General features: G+C 69.0%; 26 protein-coding genes. 9 read left to right on the top strand and 17 right to left on the bottom strand.

What is annotated here, in order from left to right:
* Positions 1-90: 90 nt before the first annotated feature.
* A complete protein-coding gene (locus tag IEY81_RS12530) occupies positions 91-1038 on the bottom strand; it encodes a sulfite exporter TauE/SafE family protein (RefSeq protein WP_189118806.1) in 948 nt (315 codons plus the stop codon).
* A 28-nt stretch (positions 1039-1066) separates the two neighbouring features.
* Between IEY81_RS12530 and IEY81_RS12525 the strand changes: the two genes are divergently transcribed.
* The 3 genes from IEY81_RS12525 (at position 1067) to IEY81_RS12515 (ending at position 3184) form a co-directional block, all read left to right on the top strand.
* Entirely contained in the window at positions 1067-2023 is a 957-nt protein-coding gene (locus IEY81_RS12525; protein WP_189118805.1) for an asparaginase, read from the top strand.
* A 140-nt stretch (positions 2024-2163) separates the two neighbouring features.
* Positions 2164-2604, top strand: coding sequence for a helix-turn-helix domain-containing protein (locus IEY81_RS12520; protein ID WP_189118804.1), 441 nt, complete (start codon positions 2164-2166; stop codon positions 2602-2604).
* Positions 2582-3184, top strand: coding sequence for a hypothetical protein (locus tag IEY81_RS12515; RefSeq protein ID WP_189118803.1), 603 nt, complete (start codon positions 2582-2584; stop codon positions 3182-3184). Before IEY81_RS12520 ends, IEY81_RS12515 begins: the two co-directional genes overlap by 23 nt.
* A gap of 184 nt (positions 3185-3368) precedes the next feature.
* Here IEY81_RS12515 and galE read toward each other — a convergent pair whose 3' ends face one another.
* On the bottom strand, positions 3369-4346 hold the full coding sequence (galE, locus tag IEY81_RS12510) for a UDP-glucose 4-epimerase GalE (RefSeq protein ID WP_189118802.1): 978 nt from the start codon (positions 4344-4346) through the stop codon (positions 3369-3371).
* 69 nt (positions 4347-4415) lie between these two features.
* Between galE and IEY81_RS12505 the strand changes: the two genes are divergently transcribed.
* The 4 genes from IEY81_RS12505 to IEY81_RS12490 all read left to right on the top strand — a co-directional run bounded on the left by IEY81_RS12505 (position 4416) and on the right by IEY81_RS12490 (position 8457).
* Complete coding sequence (locus IEY81_RS12505; protein WP_189118801.1) at positions 4416-5090, top strand: dihydrofolate reductase family protein; 675 nt, start codon at positions 4416-4418, stop codon at positions 5088-5090.
* A 228-nt stretch (positions 5091-5318) separates the two neighbouring features.
* Complete coding sequence (locus tag IEY81_RS12500; protein WP_229787777.1) at positions 5319-6149, top strand: carbohydrate ABC transporter permease; 831 nt, start codon at positions 5319-5321, stop codon at positions 6147-6149.
* On the top strand, positions 6146-7015 hold the full coding sequence (locus IEY81_RS12495) for a carbohydrate ABC transporter permease (RefSeq protein WP_189118800.1): 870 nt from the start codon (positions 6146-6148) through the stop codon (positions 7013-7015). Before IEY81_RS12500 ends, IEY81_RS12495 begins: the two co-directional genes overlap by 4 nt.
* A gap of 26 nt (positions 7016-7041) precedes the next feature.
* On the top strand, positions 7042-8457 hold the full coding sequence (locus IEY81_RS12490; RefSeq protein ID WP_189118799.1) for an ABC transporter substrate-binding protein: 1416 nt from the start codon (positions 7042-7044) through the stop codon (positions 8455-8457).
* Between the two features lie 70 nt (positions 8458-8527).
* On the opposite strand, the gene IEY81_RS12485 is transcribed toward IEY81_RS12490, so the two are convergent.
* Positions 8528-9286 carry an enoyl-CoA hydratase-related protein gene (locus tag IEY81_RS12485; protein WP_189118798.1) on the bottom strand — a complete coding sequence of 253 codons (759 nt, stop codon included), beginning with the start codon at positions 9284-9286 and terminating at the stop codon, positions 8528-8530.
* A 334-nt stretch (positions 9287-9620) separates the two neighbouring features.
* Here IEY81_RS12485 and IEY81_RS12480 point away from each other — a divergent pair, with 334 nt between their 5' ends.
* Positions 9621-10136 (top strand): DinB family protein, encoded by a 516-nt coding sequence (locus tag IEY81_RS12480; protein ID WP_229787775.1) that lies wholly within the window; start codon positions 9621-9623, stop codon positions 10134-10136.
* A gap of 3 nt (positions 10137-10139) precedes the next feature.
* Here IEY81_RS12480 and IEY81_RS12475 read toward each other — a convergent pair whose 3' ends face one another.
* Positions 10140-10979, bottom strand: coding sequence for a helix-turn-helix domain-containing protein (locus tag IEY81_RS12475; RefSeq protein ID WP_189118797.1), 840 nt, complete (start codon positions 10977-10979; stop codon positions 10140-10142).
* Between the two features lie 136 nt (positions 10980-11115).
* Here IEY81_RS12475 and IEY81_RS12470 point away from each other — a divergent pair, with 136 nt between their 5' ends.
* Positions 11116-11979 carry an oxidoreductase gene (locus tag IEY81_RS12470; protein ID WP_189118796.1) on the top strand — a complete coding sequence of 288 codons (864 nt, stop codon included), beginning with the start codon at positions 11116-11118 and terminating at the stop codon, positions 11977-11979.
* On the opposite strand, the gene IEY81_RS12465 is transcribed toward IEY81_RS12470, so the two are convergent.
* From IEY81_RS12465 to IEY81_RS12405, 13 genes are all read right to left on the bottom strand, one after another.
* The gene (locus tag IEY81_RS12465) at positions 11976-12725 is read right to left on the bottom strand and encodes a helical backbone metal receptor (RefSeq protein WP_189118795.1); all 750 of its coding nucleotides are present in this window, start codon (positions 12723-12725) and stop codon (positions 11976-11978) included. The genes IEY81_RS12470 and IEY81_RS12465 overlap by 4 nt on opposite strands.
* A gap of 138 nt (positions 12726-12863) precedes the next feature.
* Positions 12864-15977: a fused isobutyryl-CoA mutase/GTPase IcmF gene (gene icmF, locus IEY81_RS12460; protein WP_189118794.1), complete on the bottom strand. Its 3114-nt coding sequence runs from the start codon at positions 15975-15977 to the stop codon at positions 12864-12866.
* Between the two features lie 91 nt (positions 15978-16068).
* On the bottom strand, positions 16069-16551 hold the full coding sequence (locus tag IEY81_RS12455; RefSeq protein WP_189118793.1) for a MarR family winged helix-turn-helix transcriptional regulator: 483 nt from the start codon (positions 16549-16551) through the stop codon (positions 16069-16071).
* Between the two features lie 25 nt (positions 16552-16576).
* Positions 16577-17131 (bottom strand): hypothetical protein, encoded by a 555-nt coding sequence (locus tag IEY81_RS12450; protein ID WP_189118792.1) that lies wholly within the window; start codon positions 17129-17131, stop codon positions 16577-16579.
* Positions 17132-17168: 37 nt separating this feature from the next.
* Positions 17169-17495 carry a DUF4333 domain-containing protein gene (locus tag IEY81_RS12445; RefSeq protein WP_189118791.1) on the bottom strand — a complete coding sequence of 109 codons (327 nt, stop codon included), beginning with the start codon at positions 17493-17495 and terminating at the stop codon, positions 17169-17171.
* Positions 17496-17608: 113 nt separating this feature from the next.
* A complete protein-coding gene (thpD, locus tag IEY81_RS12440; protein ID WP_189118790.1) occupies positions 17609-18508 on the bottom strand; it encodes an ectoine hydroxylase in 900 nt (299 codons plus the stop codon).
* On the bottom strand, positions 18505-18957 hold the full coding sequence (locus tag IEY81_RS12435) for an ectoine synthase (RefSeq protein WP_189118789.1): 453 nt from the start codon (positions 18955-18957) through the stop codon (positions 18505-18507). Before IEY81_RS12435 ends, thpD begins: the two co-directional genes overlap by 4 nt.
* Before the next feature lie 32 nt (positions 18958-18989).
* Positions 18990-20834 (bottom strand): diaminobutyrate--2-oxoglutarate transaminase, encoded by a 1845-nt coding sequence (gene ectB, locus IEY81_RS12430; protein WP_189118788.1) that lies wholly within the window; start codon positions 20832-20834, stop codon positions 18990-18992.
* 78 nt (positions 20835-20912) lie between these two features.
* Positions 20913-21911, bottom strand: coding sequence for a LacI family DNA-binding transcriptional regulator (locus IEY81_RS12425; RefSeq protein WP_189118787.1), 999 nt, complete (start codon positions 21909-21911; stop codon positions 20913-20915).
* Positions 21912-21913: 2 nt separating this feature from the next.
* A complete protein-coding gene (locus tag IEY81_RS12420; protein ID WP_229787771.1) occupies positions 21914-23407 on the bottom strand; it encodes a glycoside hydrolase family 1 protein in 1494 nt (497 codons plus the stop codon).
* Positions 23404-24234, bottom strand: a complete 831-nt coding sequence (locus IEY81_RS12415) for a carbohydrate ABC transporter permease (protein WP_189118786.1) — start codon at positions 24232-24234, stop codon at positions 23404-23406. The genes IEY81_RS12420 and IEY81_RS12415 overlap by 4 nt, the downstream gene beginning before the upstream one ends.
* The gene (locus IEY81_RS12410) at positions 24231-25226 is read right to left on the bottom strand and encodes a carbohydrate ABC transporter permease (protein WP_189118785.1); all 996 of its coding nucleotides are present in this window, start codon (positions 25224-25226) and stop codon (positions 24231-24233) included. The genes IEY81_RS12415 and IEY81_RS12410 overlap by 4 nt, the downstream gene beginning before the upstream one ends.
* 3 nt (positions 25227-25229) lie before the next feature.
* Entirely contained in the window at positions 25230-26522 is a 1293-nt protein-coding gene (locus IEY81_RS12405; RefSeq protein WP_189118784.1) for an ABC transporter substrate-binding protein, read from the bottom strand.
* Between the last annotated feature and the right edge of the window lie 68 nt (positions 26523-26590).

The raw sequence follows: 26590 nt of genomic DNA, 5'->3' as shown, positions 1-26590 counted from the left end.
AGTCGGCGCGTTTGCTCCATCCACTCGGGGCAGTTGCGCCGACTCGGCGTGCCTTTTCCGGGGCAGTTGCGCCGAGTCGGCGGGGTGTGGCTACTTCTGGGAGCGCTCGCGGTCGCGGTCGGGGAGGCGCCAGGCGGCGGCGTTGTTGTCGAAGGGCTCGAGGCCGCGGGACTGGCGGATGAAGCCCCAGGCTAGGGGGCCGAGGAGGAGCATCGCGCCGCCGAGGAGGAGCAGGAAGGTGGCGTCGGCGCCGAGCATCTTGGCGCCGGAGAGGGTCAGCATGATGACGATGCCGCGGCGGATGACCGACTGCGAGACCCAGCGCGCCATCCGGGAGCCGAGGAAGGTGCCGGGGGTGCCACCGAGGATGAGCGGGATGAGCACGGCCCAGTCGACGCCGTGGTTGATCACCTGGCCGACGGCGGCGGCGAGGACGAGGGGTACGGCCTGGAGCAGGTCGGTGCCGACGAGCTTGACCGCGGACAGCGTCGGGTAGACGAGCAGCAGCGCGATCATGATGACCGAGCCGGAGCCGACCGAGGTGACGCCGACGAGCAGGCCGCCGAGGGCACCGATGAAGATGGTGAGCAGCGGCTTGAGGTCGGGATCGTCCTCGGGTGCCACGTTGCCGGCGGCGACCTGGCGCAGCTGGAGATACATCCGGAACATGTAGGAAGCGGCCGCGAAGAGCAGGGCCCCGCCGAGGATCATCTTGAGGAAGTGGTCGGTGTCGCCCGGCGCCAGCTTGTGGACGAAGGTGCCGAGGAACGCGAACGGCACCGAGCCGACGATCAGGTAGGTCGCGAGCCGGATGTTGGGGGAGCCGTGACGCCAGTGCACCGCGGCCCCGACCGACTTGTTGACCGAGGCGGCGACGAGGTCGTTGGCAACTGCGGTCGTCGGCGGCACCCCGAGGAAGATCAGCGCCGGCGTCATCAGCGCACCGCCGCCCATACCGGTCAGCCCGACGACGATGCCGATGCCGAAGCTGACCACGAGCACGCTGAGCGCGTCTTGGGTGAGGAGGTCGGCGAACACGGGGCCACTCTCACATAGTCTCGCTCTCATGCCCGCACCTGTGCCGTTCGCCGAGATCATCCGCTCCGACTTCGTCGAGGGTCACCACTACGGTTCCGCCGTGTCGTTGAGCGCCGACGGCACCGTCAGCTGGTCGCTCGGCGACATCGACTCGTCGATCCTGCCGCGCTCCTCGACCAAGCCGGTGCAGGCCCTCGCGATGGTGATCCTCGGTCTCGACCTGCCGCCCGACCTGCTCGCTCTCGCCTGCGCCTCCCACTCGGGCGAGGAGTTCCACCAGGAAGGAGTACGTCGCATCCTGACCAGCGTCGGGCTGGACGAGTCCGCGCTCGGCAACATCGAGGACTACCCCTACGACGCGCAGGCCCGCGAGGAGGTGCTGCGCCGTGGTGAGCCGAAGACCCGGCTGGCGATGAACTGCTCCGGCAAGCACGCCGCGATGCTGGCCACCTGCGTGGCAGCCGGCTGGCCGCTGGAGGGCTATCTGGACCCCGAGCACCCGCTGCAGGTGGGGATCCAGGAGGTCTTCGAGGCGTGCACCGGCGAGGCTGCGTACGTCACGGTCGACGGTTGCGGCGCGCCCGCGCTGTCCACGTCGCTGACCGGCCTGGCCCGGGCCTTCGCCAACATCGCCACGGCGGCAGACGGCCCCGGCGCGCGAGTGGCGGAGGCGATGCGGGCACACCCGGAGTTCGTCTCGGGGACCCGACGCGACGAGGTCACGCTCCACCGCGCCGTACCCGGCCTCATCGGCAAGCTCGGTGCCGAGGCGGTCTACGCCGTCGCCCTTACCGACGGCCGGGCCTGGGCGCTGAAGGCCGATGACGGCGGCGACCGGGCGCGGTCGGTCGTGATGGCGGCCGCGCTGCTGCGCGACGGGGTCGGGGACCTGGAGGGCGTCGACGCCGACGCGATCCGCTCGACCGGGGACGTACCGATCCTCGGCGGCGGGCGCCGGGTCGGTCAGATCCGTGCGCTGCTGTGATCTGCTAGCAATCCGCTAGCAACATTCGGCCGCGAAGAGGCCGATGTTTCCCCTCGTTGATCCAGCAACGACCAGGTGACATGTGTCACTGACGGGGCCCAGGACTTGTGATCGCTAGCAATTGTTAGCACACTGGAGTCATGGTCAAGAGCAAGGTCACGAGTGCCGTCGGCACGCTCGGCGAGTATCTGAAGGAACAGAGGATCTCCGCCGAGATGTCTCTGCGTCAGCTCGCCGACCAGGCAGGCGTGTCCAACCCCTACCTCAGCCAGATCGAGCGCGGCCTGCGCAAGCCATCGGCCGAGGTCCTCCAGCAGATCGCCAAGGCGCTGCGGATCTCCGCGGAGCAGGTCTACATCCGCGCCGGGATCCTGAGCCCCGACTCCAACGTCGGCGGGTCTGTGGAGCTCGCGGTCCTGGCCGACCCGAGCCTGACCGAGCGGCAGAAGCACTCGCTGCTCGACGTCTACCACTCGTTCCTTGCTCTCAACAGTCGTGTCACCGCCGATGCGCCGGCCGCCGATGAAACCCCGGAAGCAACCCATGAGGAGAACCCAGATGCCCACGCTGCCCAAGATTGAGACCACCAAGCCGATCAACGCCGTCGCCGGTGCCGCTGACCTGGCTCTCGAGACCGTCAAGAGCTACGCCACCGACCTGCAGAAGAAGGTCGACGGCTACCGCTCCGAGGCGACCACCAAGCTGACCGACGCCCGCGCCAAGGCGACCGAGAAGGCCACCGCCTACCGCACCCAGGCCACCGAGAAGGCGACCGCCGCCAAGACCACCGTGACCGGCTTCGACCCGAAGACGCTCCCGGCCCTGGCCAAGGAGCAGTACGCGATCCTCCCCGAGAAGCTGAAGACCACCGTCAAGGCCAAGCTCGACGAGACCGCCGGCTCCGCCACCGGCACCTACGACAAGCTCGCCACCCGCGGTGAGACCGTCGTCGCCAAGCTCAAGAAGGCCGAGACCCCGGCCGAGACCGCCAAGGCGGAGAAGGCCGAGAAGGCCGAGCCCAAGGCGGAGACCAAGACCGAGCCGAAGGCCGAGTCCAAGAGTGAGACCAAGACCGAGGCCAAGAGCGAGCCGAAGGCCCCCGCCAAGAAGGCGCCGGCCAAGAAGACCGCTGCGAAGAAGACCACCGCCAAGAAGGCCTGAGGTCTGCTCCTTCGGCAGGATTCGCCGACGAAATCACGCATCCCTCGCGGGTTCTCCGCGAGGGATGCGTTCGTTCTCGAGGTGGTGTCTGAGAGGGCCGGCCCGGATAGTCCAGGGAGTTTCGGCCGGTTACTCGCCAGTAAAACGACCGAAAGTCCCTGGACTACCCCGGAAGGCAGCAACCTCAGACCGGGTAGTCCCCACCAGCCGCCTGCCGGGCCTCCCACGCGGTGGCGACCATCGAGCGGAGGTCGTGGCGCATCTCCCACTCCAGGTCGCGCCGGGCGAGCTCGCCGGTCGCGACGATGCGGGCCGGGTCGCCGGGGCGGCGCGGCTTGATGATCGGCTCGAACTCGATGCCGGTCACCTCGCGGATGGTGTCCATGATCTCCCGCACCGAGGAGCCGTCGCCGGAGCCCAGGTTGTAGACCGGCTCGAGGTCCTTGCCCTCCGCGAGCCGCTTGGCGGCGACCACGTGGGAGTGGGCGAGGTCGGCGACGTGCACGTAGTCGCGTACGCAGGTGCCGTCGGGGGTCGGGTAGTCGTCGCCGTTGATCTGCGGCGTCTTCCCCTTGGCCAGCGCGTCGAAGACGAGCGGGAAGAGGTTGTGGGGGCTGGTGTCGTAGAGGTCCTTGCTGCCGGAGCCCACCACGTTGAAGTAGCGCAGCGACGTGTGGGCCAGGCCCTCGGCGCGCGCGACGTCGGCGATCAGCCACTCGCCGATCAGCTTCGACTCTCCGTAGGGGCTCTCCGGGTTGGTCGGCGTGGTCTCGGTGACCAGGTCGACGTCGGGGGTGCCGAAGGTCGCGGCGGAGGAGGAGAAGACCAGCTTGTCGACGCCGGTGGCGATCATGACCTCGAGGAGGTTGGCGGTGCCGGTGACGTTCTGGGCGTACGTGTGCAGCGGCCGCTGCACCGAGACCCCGGCGTACTTGAAGCCGGCGAGGTGGATGACCCCCTCGACACCGTGGTCGGTGATCGCCTCCTCGATCGCGGCCTTGTCGAGCAGCGAGGCCTCGACGAACGTCACGTTGTCCGGGACGAACTTCGCGAAACCCGACGACAGGTCGTCGATGACGACCGGCTCGAGGCCCGCGTCGAGCAGCGCCTGAACGACGTGCGATCCGATGTAGCCCGCGCCTCCGGTAACCAACCAACTCATGCGAAGAAGATAGCGGCACCACCCCGAGCCGCAGCGCCAGGGTGCGAGCCAGGGCCTAACGTGATCAGGGTGATCCTCCTGCACGGTGACGGCGACCCGACGACGCCCGAAGGCCTGCGTGCCCTCTACGCCCCGCCCCGGCTGCCGTGGCTGCGGGTCAACATGGTCAGCTCCCTCGACGGGGCGGCGACCGGGTCCGACGGCCGCTCCGGCACCGTCAACAACGAGGCCGACGGCACGGTCTTCCACGTCCTGCGCGAGCTCGCCGACGTCATCGTGGTCGGGGCCGGCACCGCGACCGCCGAGACGTACGGGCCGGCCGGGGTGCCGATCGTCATCGTCTCGCGCAGCGGCCGGATCCCCGCCGGCCTGCGCGGCGCCGAGCGTGGCTCGGTGCGGCTCGCCACCGTGACCGACTCGCCCGGCCTGGACGACGCGCGGTCCGAGCTCGGCGAGGACAACGTCTACGTCACCGGTGCCACCGAGGTCGATCTCGCCACGCTCGTCGCCCGGCTCCACGAGGAGGGGATGCGCCACGTGCTGAGCGAGGGCGGGCCGGCCCTGCTGGGGTCGATGCTCGCAGCCGGCGTGGTCGACGAGCTCTGCCACACGATCACCCCACGGCTCCTGGCCGGCGACGGCGGCCGGATCGTGGCCGGCCCGCCCACGGACGTCCCGGTGCGGCTGAGGACGCTGATCGAGCACGAGGGCACCCTGATGGCGTGCTGGCTGGTGGCACGCTGAGGTGTTTCGGCAAAGTTTCGCGCCGTACGTATCGATGCGGCCTCGATGTGCCGGGACGTGCTTGACTCCCCACCCGTGTCTGTTTAACTTTCGCCCGTGACTGAGGCCTCTGGCGCCGCGCCCGCGGCCGTGATCGAAGATTCAGCGGTTCCACCACCCACCAGACCACCTCGACGGCGGCGATGGACGGCACGGCGGACCAAGGAAGCCCTCATCTTCTGGGCGTTCGTGCTGCCGAACCTCGCGCTGATCGTGATGTTCACCTACCGGCCGCTGTTCCAGAACTTCTACTACTCGACGCTCAGCTGGGAGCTCGGCTCCAGCGTGGCCACCAAGGTCGGGCTGGACAACTACGTCGACTTCTTCTCCAGCGGCGAGGCCGGCAAGGTGCTGCTCACCACCGCGATCTTCACCGTCGGCACGGTGGGATTCTCGCTGGCTCTGGGCCTGATGGTGGCGCTGGCGCTCAACCGCAAGCTACCCGGCGCCGGGTTCGCGCAGGCGACGGTCTTCGCGCCGTACGTCCTCTCCGGCTTCGCGGTCGCGCTGCTCTGGCTCTACATCTTCGACCCCAACATCGGTGCGCTCGGCGCGATCCTGCGGGCGCTGGGCGGCACCAGCCCCGACTGGATCAACAACCCGACGCTCACTCTGGTGATGGTCATCATCGTGTACGTCTGGAAGAACCTCGGCTACGCCGCGGTGATCTACCTCGCCGGGCTGCAGGCCGTGCCCAACGATCTGCTCGAGGCGGCCATGCTCGACGGCGCCGGACCGGTGCGACGGTTCTGGTCGGTGACCTTCCCGCTGCTCTCGCCGACCACGTTCTTCCTGCTGGTCACGGTCATCCTCAACTCCCTGCAGGCCTTCGACCTGCTGATCGGTCTGGACCGGCTCGGTCGCGGTGCGCGCACGCTCATCTTCGACTCCTACCTGACCGGCTTCGTCGAGGCCGACGCCGGCCGCTCGGCCATGCTCTCCACGGTGCTGTTCGTGATCCTGGTGGCGCTCACGCTCTTCCAGCTGGTCTACGTCGAGCGGAAGGTGCACTACCGATGACCACAATCGAAGCCGCTGCCGCCCCCAAGGCGCAGCGCCGCGGGCTCCGGGCGCTGCTCCTGCGCGACTACCTCGTGCTGGTCATCTCGGTGCTGATCGTCCTGCTGCCCCTGGTCTACCTGCTCTTCTCCTCGTTCAAGTCGCCCGGTGACCTGGCGACCACGCAGTTCCAGCTGATGCCGGAGACCTGGAGCACGGCCAACTACGACCAGGCGCTCGACCAGCTGCCCTTCGGCCGGTTCTTCCTCAACTCGGCGATCGTGACCGTCGTCGGCGCCGGACTGAAGGTGCTGCTCGCGATCTTCACCGCGTACGGCCTGGTCTTCTGCGAGTTCCCCGGGAAGACGTACATCTTCTGGGCAGTGCTCGCCACGCTGATGGTGCCGCCGCAGGTCACCGTGCTGCCCAACTTCGTCTTCATCTCCGGTCTCGGCGGCGTGGACACCTACTGGGGCCTGATCCTGCCGGGCCTGGCCACCGGGTTCGGTACGTTCCTGCTCCGCCAGGCGTTCATGCAGCTCCCCCCGGAGATCATGGAGGCCGCCGAGCTCGACGGCGCCGGCCACTGGCACCGACTCTGGCACCACGTGGTGCCGATGGCCGGTCCGAGCATCGCGACGGTCGCGCTCGTCAACGTGGTCTACGAGTGGAACGACTACCTCTGGCCGCTGGTCATCACCAACGACCCCGACATGATGACCCTCGCCCGCGGCATCACCCTGCTGCGCAACAGCGACAACCTGGCCGCCTCCGTAGGGCCGATCATGGCCGGGACCGTCATGGTCCTGGTGCCGGTGCTGCTCCTGTTCGCGGTGCTGCAGCGCCACATCGTCAACGGCTTCACCCAGGGCGGGGTCAAGGGTTGACCTCGCATCTAAGGAAGGAAACAGGTATGACTCTGCATCTCCCGCCGGGCGCCCGTGGGCGCTCACAGCTGAGCATCCCCCGAGCGGCGCTCGACCGCCGTCGGTTCCTCGGTCTGGCCGGTCTCGGGGTGACGGCCGCTGCGCTGTCGGCCTGCGGCGGCGGCCCGGACACCAGCGGTGGCGGCGGCAAGGCGTCCTCCGGTGTGAAGCAGGTCGACTTCTCCGGCGTGAAGCCGGCCAAGGAGATCACCTTCTGGTCGACCCACCCCGGCAACTCCGGTCAGGTCACCGCCGAGATCATCAAGGCGTTCCAGGCCGAGTCCGGCATCACCGTCAAGCTCGTCCAGGCCGGTGCCGACTACGAGGAGCTGGCGCAGAAGTTCCAGACCGCGCAGACCAGCGGCGACCTGCCCGACGTGGTCAACCTGTCCGACGTGTGGTGGTTCCGCTACATGATCAACGGGCAGATCATCCCGCTCGACTCCGCCTTCGAGGCCGCCGAGGTCGAGACCGACAAGTACGTCGAGTCGCTGCTCGGCGACTACAACTACAACGACGCCACCTGGGCCGCGCCGTGGGCCCGCTCGACGCCGCTGTTCTACTACAACATCGACGCCTTCAAGAAGGCCGGCATCGACCCGGAGAAGGCGCTGACCAGCTGGGACGAGTTCGCCGCGGCCGCCCCCGACCTGGTGGCCAAGGGCGGCACCAAGAGCGCGTTCCAGATGCCGGCGCTGGCCGGCTACGGCGGCTGGGTCTTCCAGAACCTGCTGTGGGGCTACGGCGGTGGCTGGTCGAAGGAGGAGTCCTTCGACATCACCTGCGACTCCGCGGAGTCCGTCGCCGCGATCCAGTTCGCCCAGGACGCGGTCTACAAGGACAAGTGGGCCGGCGTCGCCGGCACCGACCAGATCCAGGACTTCGCCGCGGGCGTGGCCGCCGCGACGATGGGCTCCACCGGCGACCTGATCACCACCCTCACCTCGGCCAAGTTCGAGGTCGGCGTGGCGCCGCTGCTCGGTGGCCCGGAGGCGGCAGGTGGCGAGGACGCCCCGGTCTGCCCGACCGGTGGCTCCGGCGTGGCGATCCCGGCCGAGATCCCGGCCGAGAGGCAGCTCGCCGCGGCGCAGTTCATCAAGTTCCTGACCTCGCCGGAGAACACCCTGAAGTTCGCCGAGGCCACGGGCTACATGCCGGTACGCACCGACGCCGACCCGGCCGCGCTGGTCAAGAAGACCCCGCAGGCCAAGGTCGCCATCGACCAGCTCCCGGCGACCCGCCCGCAGGACTACGCCCGGGTGTTCCTGCCCAACGGGGACATCGAGATGGCCAACGCCCTCTCCGACATCCTCACCAAGAAGGCCGACCCGGCTGACTCGCTCGGCACCCTCAAGACCACTCTCGAGGACATCTACACGAGCAAGGTCGAGCCCAAGCTCTGACCTGACAGTCGATGCAGAGCGCCCCCGGACCTCGGTCCGGGGGCGCTCTGTCCTGTGGTCAGCAGACGGCTCAGCGGAAGGCGGGCTTCTCCTTGGCCAGGAAGGCGCGCACGCCCTCCTTGAAGTCCTCGCCGGTGTAGACCTCGCGGAGCAGGTCCTCGTCGCCGGCAGGGGCGGCCTCCGTACGCGCGGAATACTCCGCCAGCTGGGTCTTGGTCGCCGCGAGCGTGACTGAGGAGAGTGCGAGCACCGAGTCGACGAGCGCGGCCACCTCGTCCTCGAGGGACTCGACGACCGCGGTGAGCGCGCCGACCGAGTAGGCGCGCTCGGCCCCGATCAGCCGGGCGGCCAGGAGCATCTCCCGGGTGACCGACTCCCCGAAGACCGCGGCACAGCGGTAGACGATCGGTGCCGCCAGCGCGTTGCCGAGCGTCTTGGCGATGGGGTAGCCGAAGCGCGAGTGGGGCGTCGCGACCCGCAAGTCGCAGTGAGTGGCGACGGCCAGACCACCGCCGACGCAGACGCCGTCGATCGCGGCGACGGTGACCTGCGGGAGTGCGTACAGCTTGCCGAGGAGCTCCCGGATCCAGTCCTCGTAGGCCACCGCGTCCTGCTCCAGGAAGTCGGAGATCTCGTTGCCGGCCGCGAAGGCACGCCCGCCTGCACCCTGCAGGACGAGAACCTTCACCGAGGGGTCGGTGGCCAGCTCGTCGCAGAGGTCGCGCAGCCCGGCGTACATCGCCCGAGTGAACGCGTTGTGCCGCTCGGGCCGTTCGAAGGTCACGTGGACGACGCCGGGGCGCCGCTCGATGCGCAGATGCTCACTCACGCCGCAGGAGCATAGTCGCCGTTCAGCTCGACCTTTCCCGCCGTCCAATTGCGTTGACCGGCTCGCTCGTGGGGCGGAGACTCGGCCCATGATCGAGAAGCAGATCGACCGGGTCTAGCACGTCGAGACCGACGAGCTGCGCGGCGCCCTGGTCCGGCAGAGCGACATCAGCGGTCTGGAGATCCGTGACTGCTGGTTCGAGGAGCGGGTCAAGGTCGTCGACTGCTACGGCACCGACATCTATCTCGGCGGCGAGCTCGGGCGGGTCGTCGTCAACGACGTCGACGTCACGGCGTACGTCGAGGCCGAGCTCGACCGCATCGAGCCCAACCGCGTGCTCGCGCGCGAGGCGCGGACCGCCGACGACTTCCGGGCGGCCTGGTCGGCGATCGAGAAGACCTGGGCCGCCACCGTCGAGGAGGCCACAGCGCTGCCGGAGGAGCGGCTCCACCAGCGGGTCGACGACGAGTGGTCGTTCGTGGAGACGCTGCGCCATCTGCTCCACGCCAGCGACAAGTGGCTCGGCAGCCCGGTCCTGGAGGAGGACGACCCCTACCACCCGTTCGGTCTCGGCCCGGAGAACGCGGACCCGCCCGGATCGGCGTCCGCCGACTCCGGTCCGTCGCTGGACGAGGTCCTGGAGGCCCGGTCCGCCCGGATGGCCACGATGCGCGAGCTCGTCGCCGGCATCACCGACGCGGACCTCGACCGGCTCTGCACCCGCAAGCCGGTCGGCAACGACGCCGACGCCGACTACGACGTCCGCCACTGCCTGCGGGTGGTCCTCGTCGAGGAGGCCGAGCACCACCGCTACGCGGTGCGCGACCTGGCGAGCCTCACCGCTGGTTGAGGCTCACCGCTGGTTGAGGCGCGCCGCCTCGGTGGAGCTCAGCGAGCCGAGCAGGGCCAGCTTCTCCGCGCTCTCGGTGCCGGGCTCGGCATGGTAGGTGCCGAGGATCAGGCCGCTCCCGTCGCTGAGCGGGAACTTGTGACGAAAGACGGTCAGCAGCCCGACCTGCGGATGGTCGAGGATCATGGCCGAGCCGGCGAGCGCCTTGACGTCGTGGCGCGCCCACAGCCGACGGAACCGCTCGCTGGCCAGGGAGAGCTCGCCGACGATCTCGACGGCGCGAGGGTCGTCGGTCTCGCTCCCGACCGAGGTGCGGAAGGCAGCCACCAGGGTCTCGCACAGCCCCTCCCAGTCGTCGTGGAGCGCCTGCATGGCGGGGTCGAGGAAGAACGAGCGCAGCCGGTTCTCCCCGGGGGTGAGGGAGGGGTCGAGCTGCTGGCCGAGGGTGTTGGCGGCGACGACGTCGAGGTAGCGGTCCTCGACGACCGCGGGCACGCCCATCACGTCGACGAGCTGAGCGAGAGCCGGTGGCACCTGGGCGCGCCGCCGTCGGCGGGCGCTGCGCGGACGCGGAGCGACCAGGCCGAGCAGGTAGGTCGTCGCGGCCTCGTCGAGCTGCAGCACCTGGGCGAGCGCCTCCAGCACCTGCGGTGACGGGTTGCGGTCGCGGCCCTGCTCGAGGCGGAGGTAGTAGTCCGCACTCACCCCGGCGAGCAGGGCGACCTCCTCGCGGCGGAGGCCGGGGACGCGGCGTACGCCTGTGGTCCGCAGGCCCACGTCCTCGGGGCGGACGAGCTCACGTCGGGCCCGGAGATAGACGCCCAGTCTGTTGTCGTCGCTCACGGTCCCAGGATAGTCGCGCCCAGGCCTGTCGAAGGGCTCCAGACTGGTCCTCGCACTCCCAGGATCGACGGCCCTCTACCTGGTGCGTCTTCGCCGAGAGAGGCTGGAGGCACCACGAAGGACGAGAGGAACACACATGACTTCCACCGCGACATCCACCTACGGCACCTACGCGCTGGGTGACCTCACCGTCGGCCGGATGGGCTATGGCGCCATGCAGCTCGCCGGGCCGCACGTGATGGGCCCGCCGGCCGACCGGGACGCCGCGATCGCGGTGCTCCGCGAGGCGGTGGCCCTGGGCATCGACCACATCGACACCAGCGACTTCTACGGGCCCTACGTCACCAACCAGATCATCAAGGAGGCGCTGCACCCCTACCCCGAGGGTCTGCGCATCGTCACCAAGGTCGGGGCCCGTCGCGACGCCGAGGGCGCCTGGCTGCCGGCGTCCTCCGACGACGAGCTGCGCGCCGCGGTCCACTCCAACCTGGAGAATCTCGGCCTGGAGACGATCGACGTCGTCAACCTGCGAGTGATGGACCCGGACGACACCGCCGGCGTCGTCCGCGGCTACGGCGTGCTGGCCGAGCTGCAGCAGCAGGGGCTGATCCGCCACCTCGGGATCAGCGAGGCGAGCGCCGAGCAGGTCGCCGCGGCGCAGCAGGTCGCGCCCGTGGTGGGCGTGCAGAACCTCTACAACCTGGCCAACCGCGGCGACGACGACCTGATCGACTCGCTGGCCGAGCAGGGCATCGCGTACGTCCCCTACTTCCCGCTCGGTGGCTTCACGCCGCTGCAGTCCGGTGCCCTCGACGCCGTCGCGAGCCGGTTGGGCGCGAGCCGGATGGCCGTCGCGCTCGCCTGGCTGCTGCAGCGCTCGCCCAACATCCTGCTCATCCCCGGCACCTCGTCGGTCGAGCACCTGCGGGAGAACGTCGCCGGCGCCGCCCTGGAGCTCGGGCCGGAGGACCTGGCCGAGCTGGACGCGATCGGGCGCTAGCCGGAGGCCAGCGACGCCGCCTCGACCAGACTGGGTCCGTACCAGGTGATCAGCCGCCCGCTGACCAGCTCGGTCGGGGTGCGGGTGAACGCCTCCGGGCCGTCGTCGGCGGTGAAGACGTACGGCTCGTCGGGCAGCAGCACCACGTCGGCACCGGCGGCGTCGATGTCGGCCAGGTCGGCGTGCGGGTAGCGGTCACCGGCCGGGTTGAGGGCGTCGGTGCCGTAGAGGTTCTCCCAGCCGAGCCGCCGCAGCAGGTCGCCGGTGAAGGTGCGGGAGCCGACCACCATCCAGGGGTCGCGCCAGATCGGCACCACGACCCGGCGGGTGGCCTGGGGGAGCGGGCCGCACCACAGCCGGCGGGACTCCGCGAGCCAGTCCGGGCGGTCCCAGCCGAGCCCGTCGAGCAGCCGCCCCATGGACCCGACCGCCTGGGGCACGGTCTCGATGTCGGTCACCCAGACTCGGATGCCGCGCTCCCGCAGCCGGCGTACGTCCAGCTCCCGGTTCTCCTCCTTGTTGGCCACCACGACGTCGGGTGACAGGGAGGAGATCGCGGCCAGGTCGGGGTTCTTGGTGCCCCGCACGCGCGGCACGTCGAGGTCGGCCGGGTGGGTGCACCACTCGGTCGCCCCGACCACCCGGTCGGCCGCCACCGAGACCAGCGCCTCGGTCAGCGACGGCACCAGGGAGACGACCCGCGCCGCCGGGCGCGGGCCGTCATAGGGTGTGCCCAGATCGTCCATCAGTTCCTCTCCGTCGGTCGAGCCGCCGGAGCCGCTGGGCGGAGGCGTGTCGAGACCAACACGATCCCCTCGGCGCTCGATGGGGCTGTGTTGGTCTCGACACGCTCGCTGGCGCTCGCGGCTCGGCCAGCGGGGCGGTCAGACGTTGCGGCGATACTGCCCGCCCACCTCGAAGAACGCCTCGGTGACCTGGCCGAGCGAGCAGACCCGAGCCGCGTCCATGAGGGCGGCGAAGATGTTGCCGTCGGAGGTCGCGACCTGCTTGAGGCGGGCGATGGCCGCCTCGGCCTCGTCCTTGTGGGCGGCCTGGAAGGACTGCACCCGGTCGAGCTGGGACTTCTTCTCGGTCTCGGTCGCCCGAGCGAGCTCGACAGGTGCAGGCGGCTCGCCGTTGGTGTCGCGCACGAACGTGTTGACGCCGACGATCGGCAGCGAGCCGTCGTGCTTGGCGTGCTCGTAGAGCATCGACTCGTCCTGGATCTTGCCGCGCTGGTAGCCGGTCTCCATCGCGCCGAGGACGCCGCCGCGCTCGGAGATGCGGTCGAACTCCTTCAGGACCGCCTCCTCCACGAGGTCGGTGAGCTCGTCGATGATGAAGGAACCCTGGAGCGGGTTCTCGTTGAACGCCAGACCCCACTCGCGGTTGATGATCAGCTGGATCGCCAGCGCGCGGCGCACCGACTCCGCCGACGGCGTCGTGACGGCCTCGTCGAAGGCGTTGGTGTGCAGCGACTGGGCGTTGTCGTAGATCGCGATCAGCGCCTGCAGCGTGGTGCGGATGTCGTTGAAGTCCATCTCCTGCGCGTGCAGGGAGCGACCGGAGGTCTGGACGTGGTACTTCAGCTTCTGCGAGCGCTCCGAGGCGCCGTAGCGCTCCTTCATCGCGATCGCCCAGATGCGGCGTGCGACCCGGCCGATGACCGAGTACTCCGGGTCCATCCCGTTGGAGAAGAAGAAGGACAGGTTGGGCGCGAAGTCGTCGATGTCCATGCCCCGGGCGAGGTAGGACTCGACGTAGGTGAAGCCGTTGGCGAGCGTGAAGGCGAGCTGGGAGATGGGGTTCGCCCCGGCCTCGGCGATGTGATAGCCGGAGATCGAGACGGAGTAGAAGTTGCGCACCCCGTTCTCGATGAACCACTCCTGGATGTCGGCCATGCAGCGCAGCGAGAACTCGGTGGAGAACAGGCAGGTGTTCTGGCCCTGGTCCTCCTTGAGGATGTCGGCCTGCACGGTGCCGCGCACGGTCTGCAGCGCCTTCGCCGGGTCGATGCCGCGCTCGCGCGCCTGGTCGATCACCGTGTTGAGGAAGAACGCCAGGATCGTCGGCGCCGGGCCGTTGATCGTCATCGACACCGAGGTCGTCGGGGCGAGCAGGTCGAAGCCGTCGTAGAGCGCCTTCATGTCGTCCAGCGTCGCCACCGAGACGCCCGAGGTGCCGACCTTGCCGTAGATGTCAGGACGTACGTCGGGGTCGCGGCCGTAGAGGGTCACCGAGTCGAACGCGGTCGAGAGCCGGGTGGCCGGCTGGCCCTCGGAGAGAAGCTTGAAGCGACGGTTGGTGCGGAACGGGTCGCCCTCGCCGGCGAACATCCGCGCCGGGTCCTCGCCCTGCCGCTTGAACGGGAAGACGCCCGCGGTGAACGGGAAGGAGCCCGGCAGGTTCTCGTTGCGCAGGAAGCGGGTCAGCTCACCGCGGTCGGTGTACTTCGGTGTCGCCACTCGCGGGATGTAGTTGCCGGACAGCGAGGTGCGGCCACCCTCGTCTGCGGCGTACGTCGCCTTGGTCTCCTCCCACGAGGCGAGCTGCTCGCGCAGGTCGTCGGGGAGCTCGCTCGCCGGTGCCTCGAGCTCGGGGTGGTCGGCTCCGACGATCTCGTAGGCCTGGTCCTTGCGCGCCGCGGCGATGAGCTCGACGGTGCGCTCGTGGTAGTCGCGTACGTCACCGGCGATCTCGGCCAGGTAGCGCACCCGCTTCTCGGGGATGATCGGGTGCAGACCCGTCGAGTGGCGGGTCTCGACCCGGGGCAGGGTGCCCTCGGTGACCTGCAGACCGGCCTCGGCGAGGAGCCCGCGCAGGTGGTGGTAGAGCGCGGTGACGCCGTCGTCGTCGAAAGCGGCGGCGGAGGTGCCGAAGACCGGCATGTCGTCGGGGGAGGAGGTGAAGGCCTCCCGGTTGCGGACGAGCTGGCGGGAGACGTCGCGCAGCGCGTCCATGGCCCCGCGCCGCTCGAACTTGTTGATCGCCACGACGTCGGCGAAGTCGAGCATGTCGATCTTCTCGAGCTGGCTCGCCGCACCGAACTCGGGCGTCATCACGTAGAGCGAGACGTCGACGAAGTCGCTGATCCCGGTGTCGCCCTGACCGATGCCGGGGGTCTCGACGATCACGAGGTCGACGGCCGCCTTCATCACGGTGAGCACGTCGGCGAAGTGCTCGGGCACCTCGTGGCCGCCGCGGGTGGCCAGCGAGCGGTAGAACGTGGTCGAGGGGCCCTCGCTGGGAGCCAGCGAGTTCATCCGGATCCGGTCGCCCAGCAGTGCGCCGCCGCCGCGCCGCCGGGTCGGGTCGATGGCGAGGACGCCGATGCGGAGCTTGTCCTCCTGGTCGGTGCGCAGCCGCCGGACCAGCTCGTCGGTGAGCGAGGACTTGCCGGAGCCGCCGGTGCCGGTGATGCCGAGCACGACCGCCTGGTCGGCCTCGCGCAGCCGGGTCAGGAAGTCCTCCGGCAGGCGACCCTGCTCGGCCCCGGTGATCATCCGGCCGATGGAGAGCCCGTAGCCCTCGATCACGCCCTGCGGGGTGACGCTGAAGGTCGGCCACAGGTCGCGGTCGATGTCGCGCACGACCGTGTTGATCATCCCCGGGAGCCCCAGTCGCTGACCGTCCTCCGGGGAGAAGATCTTGACGCCGGAGTTGGCGAGCCGCTCGATCTCGTAGGGCACGATGACGCCGCCGCCACCGCCGACGACCTTGACGTGGCCGGCACCGCGCTCCTTGAGCGCGGAGACCAGGTATTCGAAGAACTCCACGTGGCCGCCCTGGTAGGAGGAGACCGCGACGCAGTGGGCGTCCTCCTGCACGGCGGCGTCGGCGATCTCGGTCACCGAGCGGTTGTGACCGAGGTGGATCACCTCGCACCCCTGCGCCTGGAAGATCCGGCGCATGATGTTGATCGCTGCGTCGTGACCGTCGAAGAGACTGCTCGCGGTCACGATCCGCACGTGGTGCTGAGGGATGTGGAGGTCGGGCATGGACGGGTGCTCCCAGGGGAATAGTTGGACATCCAAGTATTCCCAGGATAGGTCGTCCGTCACATACTCGCCAGTACTCGAAAGAGGGGTATCAGCCCACCGAGTCGCCCGAGGCGGCGCGCACCTCGGAGAGCAGCGCCGTGAGCTCGTCGACGTCGTCGATCCCCGGCTTCTCGAAGACCTCGCTGTTGAGCGAGATCGTGGCCGCCTCGACCGCGTCGCGGCCGGCGTCGGTCAGCACGGCGAGGACGACGCGTCCGTCGGCGGCGGAGCGGCTGCGGTGTACGAAACCCTGCTTCTCCAGGCGCGCGACGGCGCTGGTCACCGAGGCCGGGTGGACCTGGAGGCGGGAGCCGAGCTTGGCCATCGGGAGGCGGCCCTCGTGGGTGAAGGAGAGGAGCCGGAGCACCTCGTAGCGGGCGAAGGAGAGGTCGTGGGGGCGCAGCGCGGCGTCGACCCGCTCCATGACGAGCTGGTGGACGCGCACGAGCGAGGTCACCAGCGCCATCCCGTCGGCGGCGTCGGTCCAGCCGTGCGCGATCCACTGTCGGTGGGCCTCACGGATCGGATCCATGCGGGTCAGCATCACACAGATCTCTTTACGACGGCGTGCCGAAAGTCCCGAGCAGGTTCAGGATCACCACCAGGCCGATGATGGTGGCGATCGCCGAGACGGTCACGACCAGGCCCACGGCGACGGAGAAGCCCGGGCCCTCGTGGCGGGCGCCGCGCTGCTGGAGCGCGTAGAGGCGGGCGACGCTGTTGATCAGGGTGCGCCCCTCCTCGGCGTCGAAGCGGAACTGGTCGAGGTCGGGAACCGACTCCGGGTCGTGCACGTGCCACACGCCCTGGTCGGTCTGCTCCTCGTCGGCGGCCTCGATGCGGCGTACGCCGGTCTTCTGGGTGTGTGGGACGTCGCCGAACCAGACGATGCTGCGGGTGTCCTCGATGATCGCGTAGGAGTTCCGCGTCGGCATCGAGACGTGGTAGGTGAAGACCCAGTGCAGCTTGTCCTTCTGGAGTCTCGGGTGCCAACGGGCATCAGCCAGGTCGAGCTCCACGTCGAAGCCGCGCGCGGTCTCGGTCGCCTTGTAGGGCGTCCCGTCGCACACGCGCGCGACATGGTCGAAGAAGGGCCTCGCATGAGGGGACACGACTCAAAAGGTTATCGGTTCCGAGGGTCTCGTGGGTCTACTCCGCTGCGTTGGGCGGAACGTCGATCTTGAAGTGGACGCGGCCACCGTCCACGTCGTCGACGGTGATGATCGCGTCGTACTTCTCGCCGTCGGAGGTGAGGACGCAGGTCATCTCGGTGCCGACCTTGCCCTCGAGGTCGCCGGGGCAGTCGAGGTTCTCCGGGGTGACGCCGATGGCGTTGGTGAGCTGCTCGGTCGCGATCCGCTCGACCGTCTTCTCCTGGACGTAGTCGCGGGTCGACCCGCAGGCGGTCAGCGAGAGGAAGAGGACGAGCAAGGCCGCGCCGGTCGTGGCGCCCGAGAAGGCGCGGGTGCGTGTCATGGGGTCAGCCTAGAGGTAGCCGCAGACCGCACGGACGTACGCCGCACCAGCACGCCCGAGGACGCGGACGGCCGCCGACCCCGAGGGGGCCGGCGGCCGGGCGGGTGGAACGGTCAGCCCACCGGGGTGAAGTCGCGCGCCCCGATGAACGTGGGCCGCGGCCGCGGGGCCGAGAACGGCTCGACCGCGGTGTTCTCCACGCTGTTGAACACCAGGAAGACGTTCGAGCGCGGGTAGGGCGTGATGTTGCCGTTGGAGCCGTGCATGCAGTTGCAGTCGAACATGACCGCGCTGCCGGCGGCACCTGCGAGCACGTCGATCCCGTAGGTGTCGGCCATCTTCGTGATGGTCTCCTCGTCGGGGGTGCCCGCACCCTGCATCACCAGCGAGGACTTGTAGTTGTCCTCCGGCGTTGCGCCGCCGCACGAGACGTACGTCTTGTGCGTGCCGGGCATGATCATCAGCGGCCCGTTGTAGGAGTGGTTGTCGGTCAGCGAGATGGAGATGCTGACCGTCCGCATCCGGGGAAGGCCGTCCTCGGCGTGCCAGGTCTCGAAGTCGGAGTGCCAGTAGAAGTCACCGCCGCCGAAGCCGGGCTTGAAGTTGATCCGGCTCTGGTGGATGTAGACGTCCGAGCCGAGCACCTGCCGGGCCCGGCCGACCACGCGCGGGTCGGCGGCGAGCTTGGCGATGACGTCGCTGGTCCTGTGCACCTCGAAGATCGAGCGCACCTCCTGCGAGGAGGGCTCGATGATGGTGCGCTCGTCGGCCCGGACATCCGGGTCGTTGGAGAGCCGGTGACGCTCGACGCGGAGCTCCTCGACCTCCTCGGGCGTGAGCAGATCGGGAACGGTCAGATAGCCGCGCTCGTCGAAGGAGTCGAGCGACTCCTGGTCGATCGGGCCGTCGTCTGCCGTCCCCCACACGACCTGGTCGAGGCGGGGGAGAGTGGAGTAGCCCTCGTCGCGGCGAGTGGGGTACACGTCCTGTACGTGTTCGGTGGTAGCGGTCATGCAGTTACCTCCTCGGTCGTGCTGGCGGTCGTGTTCTCGTTCTCGGCGTCGGGCTCGGTGAGGAGCGGGTAGACGCCGTCCTCGTCGTGCACCTCGCGGCCGGTGACCGGCGGGTTGAAGGTGCAGATCAGACGCAGGTCGGTCTTCGCGGTGACGGTGTGCTTGTCGTGTTTGTCGAGCAGGTAGCACATCCCGTCGCGGATCTCGTACGTCTCGCCCGTCTCGCGGTCGAGGAGCTCGCCCTCGCCCTCGACGCAGTAGACGCACTCGATGTGGTTGGCGTACCAGAACTCGTTGGTCGTCCCGGCGGGGATGTTGGTCTCGTGGAAGGAGAAGCCGACACCCTCGCGGGCGAGCACGATCCGGCGGCTGCGCCAGTTGCCGTGCTCGCCCTCGACGCGTACGTCGCGGTCGGTGCTGTCGAGGTCTTCCAGGTAGGTGACGCGCATGTCTGTCTCGTTTCGTCTGTCGGAGGAGGGGGTCAGGCCGGGACGCCGTCGCCGAGGACGGCCGCGGTGGCCTCCTCGATGACCGCGATGCCGCGGGCCAGGTCCTCGGGCGTGATGGTCAGCGGCGGCATCGTCTTGAGCACCTCGTCCTCAGGACCCGAGGTCTCGACGAGCAGACCCTGCTCGTAGGCCACCGCCGCGATCTTGCCGGCGGCGCTGGTGTCCGGGAAGGAGATGCCGGTCAGCAGGCCACGGCCACGGACGGTCGCACCCTCGTAGCGGTCGGCGATCCTCGACAGCCCCTCGCGCAGCTCGTCGGCGCGGGCCTGGACCTCCTTCTGGAAGGTGCCGTCGGCCCAGTAGGTCTCCAGCGCCGCACGGCCGGTGACGAAGGCGAGGTTGTGGCCGCGGAAGGTGCCGTTGTGCTCGCCGGGCTCGAACTGGTCCAGGTCGGGACGGATCAGGGTGAGCGCCATCGGCAGACCGAAGCCGGAGATCGACTTCGACAGGCAGACGATGTCGGGAGCGAACCCGGCCTCCTCGAAGCTGAAGAAGGTGCCGGTGCGGCCGCAGCCGGCCTGCACGTCGTCGACGATCAGGATGATCTCGTGCTCGCGGCACAGGTCGGAGAGCGCCTTGAGCCACTCCAGCCGGGCGCCGTTGAGGCCGCCCTCGCCCTGCACGGACTCCACGATGATCGCGGCCGGCTTGTCGACGCCGGAGCCGCTGTCCTGGAGCACCCGCTCGAGCCACATGAAGTCGTCGGTGGCCCCGTTGAAGTAGTCGTCGTAGGGGATCTTCGAGCTGTTGGTCAGCGGGATGCCCGCGCCGCGGCGCTTCATCGAGTTGCCGGTCACGGCCAGCGAGCCGAGCGTCATCCCGTGGAACGCGTTGGTGAACGACAGCACGTGCTGACGACCGGTCACCTTGCGGGCGAGCTTGAGCGCGGCCTCGACGGAGTTGGTCCCGGTCGGGCCGGGGAACATCACCTTGTAGTCGAGGTTGCGCGGCTCGAGGATCAGATCATTGAAGGTCTGCAGGAAGTCGCGTTTGGCGGACGTGTGCATGTCCAGCGAGTGCAGGATGCGACCCTCGCGCAGATAGTCGAGCAGCGGCTCCAGCAGCGCGGGGTTGTTGTGGCCGTAGTTGAGCGCACCGGCGCCGGCGAAGAAGTCCAGGTACTCGTTGCCGTCCTCGCTGGTGACGGTGGATCCCTGGGAGTGGGTCATCACGGCAGGCCAGTTGCGGCAGTAGCTGCGGACCTGTGACTCCAGCGAGTCGAAGATCGCGGTGGCAGGTTCGGTGGTCGTCGTCATGGACAGAACATCTCCGTCGGTTCGGCGGGCGGATGAGAACGGACCGATGCGGAACAGCAGCTCCGCGTCGTGGCCGTCGGGGAACATTGCGGCTTCGAAGAGCGGGGTGCGCTCGAGCGACGCGCCGCGGGCGTTCGCGAACGAGGTGAACAAGGCGATGGACGCGCTGTTGTCCGCGGTGATGGTCGTCTCCAGGTGGCGTACCCCTTGGTCCACCGAGAGACGGTCGGCGAGCTCGTCGAGCATGCGGCGGGCGAGGCCCTGGCCGCGATGCCGCTCGTCGACAGCGACCTGCCAGATCATCAAGGTGTCCGGCGCGTCGGGGCGGATGTAGCCCGTGACGAATCCTCCAGGATCGTCGTCGACGGTCGCGATGATCGAGGTCTCCGCGAAATCGCGTGCCCACAAGAGATAGGCATACGAGGCGTTTACGTCGAGTACCCGTGATTCCCGTGCCATCCGCCACAGATGCTGACCGTCCTCGAGGTCCGGTGAGCGGAAGTCGACTCGGGAAGCCGACTCCGGGCGGGGCACGCTGCCAGTCGTTGTGCGATGTGGCATCGCGTCATGACGTTACCTGGTTGTGAAAAGCAACCCCAATCGGGTCCGTACTCCGATATCCGGATACGCAACGCCAGGTCAGGCCGAGGTGCGCCGCACCAGCTCGGGCGCGAAGACGACCCGCCGGGGGATCGTGGTGCTGCCGTCCAGCTGTGCGAGAAGGAGCCGGGCGGCCTCCTCGGCCATGGCCCCTATCGGGTTCTTGACCGTGGTCAGCGGGGGATCGGTGCGCTCCGCGATGCCCAGATCGTCATAGCCGACGACCGCCACGTCGTCCGGTACGCGGCGGCCCGCCGCGCCCAGGGCACGCAGGGCCCCGGAGGCCATCAGGTCGGAGGCGACCATCAGGCCGTCGATGTCGGGATGGTCGCGCAGCAGCTGCTCGCAGGCGGCCTGGCCGCCCGCCTCGGTGAAGTCGCTCTCGACGATCGCGTCGCAGGGCAGGCCGGCGTCCTCGACCGCGGCCCGCCAACCGGCGGCCCGGTCGGTGCCGGCGCTCATGTCGGCGGGACCGGTGATCGTGCCGATGTGGCGGCAACCCCGCTCGATCAGGATCTTGGTGACCTCGCGTGCACCGGCGACGTTGTCGGGGTCGGTGTAGGAGACCTTCTCGGCGCCGGTCAGCGGCCGCCCGATGAACGCGGCCGGCAGCCGGATCGCCGCGAGATGGTCGGCGAGGGCGTCGTTGCGGTGGTGGGAGACGACGATGACGCCGTCGACGTGGCCGCCGCGCAGGTAGCGCAGCGTGCGCTGCATCTCGTCGCCCGGCCGGGCGATCAGCAGCACGACCTGCAGGTCGCGCTGGGAGAGGACCTGGGTGACGACGTGCAGCGTGCGGGCGAAGAACGGGTCGGCGAAGACGCGCTCGTCCGACTCCGGCACGACCATCGCGATCGTCTCGGTCCTGCGTGTCACCAGCGAGCGCGCCGCGGGGTTGGGCAGGTAGCCGAGCGTCTGCACGGCCTCGGCGACGGCCTCGGCGGCCTTCGCGGAGACCCGCGAGCCGCCGTTGATGGCACGCGACGCGGTCGCTCGGCTGACACCAGCCAGCCGAGCGACCTCGTCGAGCGTGGGCATGTTCACTGGCGTGCCGGCACCCGGTTGTTGGCGGCGACGTCGGCGAACCAGAGACCGCTGTCCTTCGGCGTACGCTCCTGGGTGTCGAAGTCGACGTGCACGATGCCGAAGCGGTGCGCGTAGCCGTAGCTCCACTCGAAGTTGTCGAGCAGCGACCAGGCGAAGTAGCCGCGGACGTCCGCGCCCTGCTCCATCGCGTCGAGCGTGGCCCGCAGGTGCTTGTCGATGTAGTCGAGGCGAGCGGTGTCGTGCACGGCGCCATCCTCCACGACATCATCGTAGTAAGCGCCGTTCTCGGTGATGTAGACGGGCGGTGCGCCGTACTCGTCGCTGAGGCGGGTCAGCAGGCGGGTCAGCCAGACCGGGTCGATCTCCCAGTCGCGGGCGGTCGTCTCACGACCGGTGCGCGGGGTCACGAACTCGGCCCCGGGGTAGGGGTTGCCGCGCGGCAGGTCGGAGTGGACGAGCCGGCTGCCCAGCACCTGGTCGGGGTCGATCTCGAACGGCTTCGCAGCGATGGCGTTGCCGAAGTAGAAGTTGATCCCGAGCACGTCGAGCGGCGCCGAGATGACCTCGAGGTCGCCCTCGAGCACCCAGTCCTGCCAGGGGCGGCCCTGGAAGGTCAGCCCCTCGGTGTCGGCGGCCAGGTCGTCGGCGTACTTGCCCCGGAATAGCGGCTCGAAGAAGACGCGGTTGTGCAGCCCGTCGATGCGGCGGGTCATGTCGACGTCCTCGGGACGCTCGGGGTCGTAGGGGTCGACCACGGTCGGGTTGAGGGTGATGCCGAGGTGCTTGCCGTTCTCCGGCGTCGCGCCGCGGCTGCGCAGCTCGTTGACCACCAGGCCGTGACCGAGCATCAGGTGATGGGCGGCGACGATGCCGGCCACGCCCTCCTGGCGGCCCGGCGCGTGCTGGCCACCGCTGTAGCCGAGGAAGGCCGAGCACCACGGCTCGTTCAGCGTGGTCCAGTTGTCGACGCGGTCGGAGAGCGCGTCGTAGACGGTGGTGGAGTACTCCACGAAGCGGTAGACGGTGTCCCGGTTGGTCCAGCCGCCCTGCTCCTCCAGGGCCTGCGGCAGGTCCCAGTGGTAGAGCGTGATCCACGGCGCGATCTCGGCCTCGAGCAGCTCGTCGACGAGACGGCTGTAGAAGTCGAGCCCGGCCTGGTTGACCTTCCCGCCGTCGGGCCGGATCCGCGGCCACGCCGTCGAGAAGCGGTACGAGGCCAGGTTGAGGCGCTTCATCAGCGCGACGTCCTCGGGCACCCGGTGGTAGTGGTCGCAGGCCACGGCGCCGGTGTCGCCGTTGAGGATCGCCCCGGGCACCTTGGTGAAGGTGTCCCAGTTGCTGGGCGTCCGTCCGTCCTCGTCGATGGCTCCCTCGATCTGGTAGGACGCGGTGGCCGCGCCCCAGAGGAAGCCCTCGGGGAACGTACGCACCCCGTCGGCCGAGCTTGTCGAGACCATCTCGTCGGAGAGGTTTCGGGGGGCATTCATCCTTTGACGGCTCCTTGCATGATGCCGGACACCAGGTGGCGTCCGGTGGCGATGAACAACAGCAGCAACGGGATCGTCGCCATGATGGTCCCGGCCTGGACCAGCGCCATGTCGGCCTGGCCCTGTCCGGGTGCGACCTTGAGGGCGTCGAGCGCGGTCTGCAGGGTCTGGACGTCCGAGCCCTGGAGCACGATCAGCGGCCACATGAAGTCGGTCCAGACCTGCATGAAGGTGAACAGGCCGAGGATCGCCATGGCCGGCCGGGCGGCCGGGATGGCCACCGTCCAGAACGTGCGGATCATCGAGCAGCCGTCCACGCGGGCGGCGTCGATGAGCTCGTCGGGGATCGCGTCGACGAGATACTGGCGCATGAAGAACACGCCGAACGCGGTGACCACCCAGGGCAGGATGACCGCGAGGTGGGTGCCGGTCAGACCCAGGTTGCTGAACTGCTTCAGCATCGGCACCAGGGCCAGCTGGGTCGGGACCGCGAGGGTGGCGACGACGAAGACCAGCCCGACGTTGGCGCCGCGGAAGCGGAGCTTAGCGAAGGCGTACCCGGCCAGCGTCGAGAAGAGCACGACCGAGACCGCGGAGATGCCCGAGACGATGATCGAGTTGAGCAGCGCCGACCAGAAGTCGATCCGGTCGAGCACGCGGCCGGCGTTCTCGAAGAAGTGTCCGCCGGGCATCAGCGGTGGCGGTGACTGGATCGCGCGCTGGCGGGTCACCGACCCGATCACGAACGACCAGTAGAGCGGGAACGCCGAGCCCAGCAGGAACGCCGTGAGCAGGCCGTAGACGAGGAATCCAGGACGTCTGGTCATGACAGGCTCCTACGCTGGAACGCCCGGGTCACCAGGAAGTTGACCAGTGCGATGCCGACGATGATGAGGAAGAGGATCCAGGCGGCGGCAGCCGCACGTGGATACGGGTCGGTCGCGGTCTGAGCGGTGTTGAAGACGTACATGGTGAGGGTCTGGTACTGGAAGTCGGAGCCGCCCTGGTGACGCAGGTTGGTGTCGAAGAGGCGCGGCTCGGTGAAGATCTGCAGACCGCCGATCGTCGAGGTGACGATCACGAAGATCATGGTCGGCCGGATCGAGGGCAGGGTGATGTGGAAGAACTGGCGGATCTTGGTGGCGCCGTCGATGTCGGCGGCCTCGTAGAGGTCGCGCGGGATCGCCTGCATCGCGGCGAGCACGATCAGCGCGTTGTAGCCGGTCCAGCGCCAGTTGACCATGGTCGCGATGGCGGTCCAGCTGGCGAACCGGTCGGCGTGCCAGGGCACCATCGGCAGGCCGACGGCGTCGAGCCACTGGTTCACCAGGCCCGTGCGGTCGGCGAAGATCGCGCCGAAGATCAGCGCGGCGGCGGCCGGGGCGACGACGAACGGCAGCAGGATGCTCATCCGCCACCAGCTGCGGCCCTTGAGCTGGGTGTCGAGCAGCGCGGCCAGCACCGTCGCCACCATGATCTGGGGGACCGAGGAGAGCAGGAAGATCCCGAAGGTGTTCCAGAACGCCTTGTGGAAGGTGGCGTCGGTGAGGACGTGGGCGTAGTTCTCGAGGCCGACGAAGGGACCGTGGCCGCTGCCGAAGCGCGGCCAGGAGAAGAACGACAGGTAGCCGGTGTAGACCATCGGGTAGAGGCCGATGACCGCGAACACCAGGAAGAAGGGCAGGACATAGAGGTACGGCGAGAACTTCACGTCCCAGCGGGACAGCCGGTCTCGCCACTCCATACGTGAGGGTGCCGCCCCGGCCGAGGGCGCCTGCTTGGCGCCCTCGGCCGAAGTGGGTTCTTCAGTGCGAAGCATCGATCAGGACAGTCCCTCGACGCCCTGGAGGAAGGTCTCCCACGACTTGTCGGGCGAGATGCCCTCGTCGACCCGCTGGGTGGCCTGCTGGAAGAGACCGAGGATGTCGGAGTACTTGTCACCCTTGAACGGGACACCGGCGGGGACCGCAGCGGCCCGGTTGGCCAGGATCTCCGAGGTGGGCGCGTTGTTGAAGTAGGGGTCCTTCGCGTTCTCCTCGGCCAGCATCTGACCGGCCTCGAGGTTCGCCGGGAAGTTGCCGGCGACCTTGGACGCGGCGACCTCGGACTCGGCGTTGGTCAGGTAGTTGGCGAACTCCTTCGCCTCCTCCTGGTGCTTCGACTGCGTCGGCACGGAGAGGAACGAGCCGCCCCAGTTGCCGCCGCCGCCCGGGAAGGCGTCGACGATGTCCCAGCCCTTCACGTCAGGAGCGCTGTCCTTGATGTTGTTGAACATCCAGCCGGGGCAGGGCATGGTGGCGAAGCCGTCGTTGGTGAAGTTGGCCATCCAGTCCTCCTTCCACTGCACGACCTGCGTCGAGAGCGTGGGGGAGTACTTCGAGACCGTGTCGAAGACCTTGCGGAGCTCCGGGTTGTCGGCGTCGACCTTCTGGTCCTTGGTCTGGAACGGGAACTCGACCTGGTTGAGCATCGCCTGGGCGATCGAGCCGGTGGAGTCGTACCACTTCGTGTTGGGGACCTTCTTGACGAACTTCTCGCCGGTCGCGAAGTAGGTGTCCCAGTCCTTGAAGAGCGCGGCGGCGCTCTCGCGGTCGCTGGGCAGGCCGGCCTTCTTGAACAGGTCGGCGCGGTAGCAGAACGCCTCGGGGCCGGCGTCGGTCGGGTAACCGATCTGCTTGCCGTCGGCGGTCTGACCCTCGAGGTACTTCGCCTCGATCCAGCGGTCCTCGAGGTCCGGGTCGGAGAGGTCGACGAACTGGTCGGAGGCGCCCTCCGCGAGGAAGGCGGGCATGGCGTCGCCCTCGACGGCGACGATGTCGGTGAGCCCGGTGCCGGCCTGGAGGCCGGACGTCAGGCTCTGCTTCCAGGTGTCCCACTCCGAGATCACCGTCTCCTTGACGGTGAAGGGACGATCGGGATCGGCGTTCCAGTCCTTGATCAGGCCTTCGTAACCGAAGTTGCTGAACGTGGTGATGGTGAGGACGTCGTCCTTGCCGAGCTTGGCCTGCTCGCCGCCGGCGTCGTCGCCGCCGCAGGCGGTGACGAGGCCAGCGAGAAGCGTGGCGACCGCGCCGGCGGCCAGGCCGCGGCGCCAGGAGGTGGAGATCTTGGACACGGGGTGCTCCTGCACGTCAGTGTGGGGAGTGAGAGCGCTTCCACTCTCGGGACTAGGGAGAGTGTGAG

The sequence above is a fragment of the Nocardioides luteus genome, from assembly GCF_014648595.1.
Classification (GTDB): domain Bacteria; phylum Actinomycetota; class Actinomycetes; order Propionibacteriales; family Nocardioidaceae; genus Nocardioides; species Nocardioides luteus.
The sequence above is the reverse complement of the archived record's forward strand: the minus strand, read 5'-3'. Positions and strand labels throughout refer to the sequence as shown.

What these genes read in the sequence shown, in the direction of transcription:
- IEY81_RS12525 (WP_189118805.1), top strand. Translation starts at nt 1,067, where the DNA reads ATGCCCGCACCTGTGCCGTTCGCCGAGATCATCCGCTCCGACTTCGTC.
- IEY81_RS12520 (WP_189118804.1), top strand. Translation starts at nt 2,164, where the DNA reads ATGGTCAAGAGCAAGGTCACGAGTGCCGTCGGCACGCTCGGCGAGTAT.
- IEY81_RS12515 (WP_189118803.1), top strand. Translation starts at nt 2,582, where the DNA reads ATGCCCACGCTGCCCAAGATTGAGACCACCAAGCCGATCAACGCCGTC.
- galE (WP_189118802.1), bottom strand. Translation starts at nt 4,346, where the DNA reads ATGAGTTGGTTGGTTACCGGAGGCGCGGGCTACATCGGATCGCACGTC.
- IEY81_RS12495 (WP_189118800.1), top strand. Translation starts at nt 6,146, where the DNA reads ATGACCACAATCGAAGCCGCTGCCGCCCCCAAGGCGCAGCGCCGCGGG.
- IEY81_RS12490 (WP_189118799.1), top strand. Translation starts at nt 7,042, where the DNA reads ATGACTCTGCATCTCCCGCCGGGCGCCCGTGGGCGCTCACAGCTGAGC.
- IEY81_RS12470 (WP_189118796.1), top strand. Translation starts at nt 11,116, where the DNA reads ATGACTTCCACCGCGACATCCACCTACGGCACCTACGCGCTGGGTGAC.
- IEY81_RS12465 (WP_189118795.1), bottom strand. Translation starts at nt 12,725, where the DNA reads ATGGACGATCTGGGCACACCCTATGACGGCCCGCGCCCGGCGGCGCGG.
- icmF (WP_189118794.1), bottom strand. Translation starts at nt 15,977, where the DNA reads ATGCCCGACCTCCACATCCCTCAGCACCACGTGCGGATCGTGACCGCG.
- IEY81_RS12455 (WP_189118793.1), bottom strand. Translation starts at nt 16,551, where the DNA reads ATGGATCCGATCCGTGAGGCCCACCGACAGTGGATCGCGCACGGCTGG.
- IEY81_RS12445 (WP_189118791.1), bottom strand. Translation starts at nt 17,495, where the DNA reads ATGACACGCACCCGCGCCTTCTCGGGCGCCACGACCGGCGCGGCCTTG.
- thpD (WP_189118790.1), bottom strand. Translation starts at nt 18,508, where the DNA reads ATGACCGCTACCACCGAACACGTACAGGACGTGTACCCCACTCGCCGC.
- IEY81_RS12435 (WP_189118789.1), bottom strand. Translation starts at nt 18,957, where the DNA reads ATGCGCGTCACCTACCTGGAAGACCTCGACAGCACCGACCGCGACGTA.
- ectB (WP_189118788.1), bottom strand. Translation starts at nt 20,834, where the DNA reads ATGCCACATCGCACAACGACTGGCAGCGTGCCCCGCCCGGAGTCGGCT.
- IEY81_RS12425 (WP_189118787.1), bottom strand. Translation starts at nt 21,911, where the DNA reads ATGCCCACGCTCGACGAGGTCGCTCGGCTGGCTGGTGTCAGCCGAGCG.
- IEY81_RS12420 (WP_229787771.1), bottom strand. Translation starts at nt 23,407, where the DNA reads ATGAATGCCCCCCGAAACCTCTCCGACGAGATGGTCTCGACAAGCTCG.
- IEY81_RS12415 (WP_189118786.1), bottom strand. Translation starts at nt 24,234, where the DNA reads ATGACCAGACGTCCTGGATTCCTCGTCTACGGCCTGCTCACGGCGTTC.
- IEY81_RS12410 (WP_189118785.1), bottom strand. Translation starts at nt 25,226, where the DNA reads ATGCTTCGCACTGAAGAACCCACTTCGGCCGAGGGCGCCAAGCAGGCG.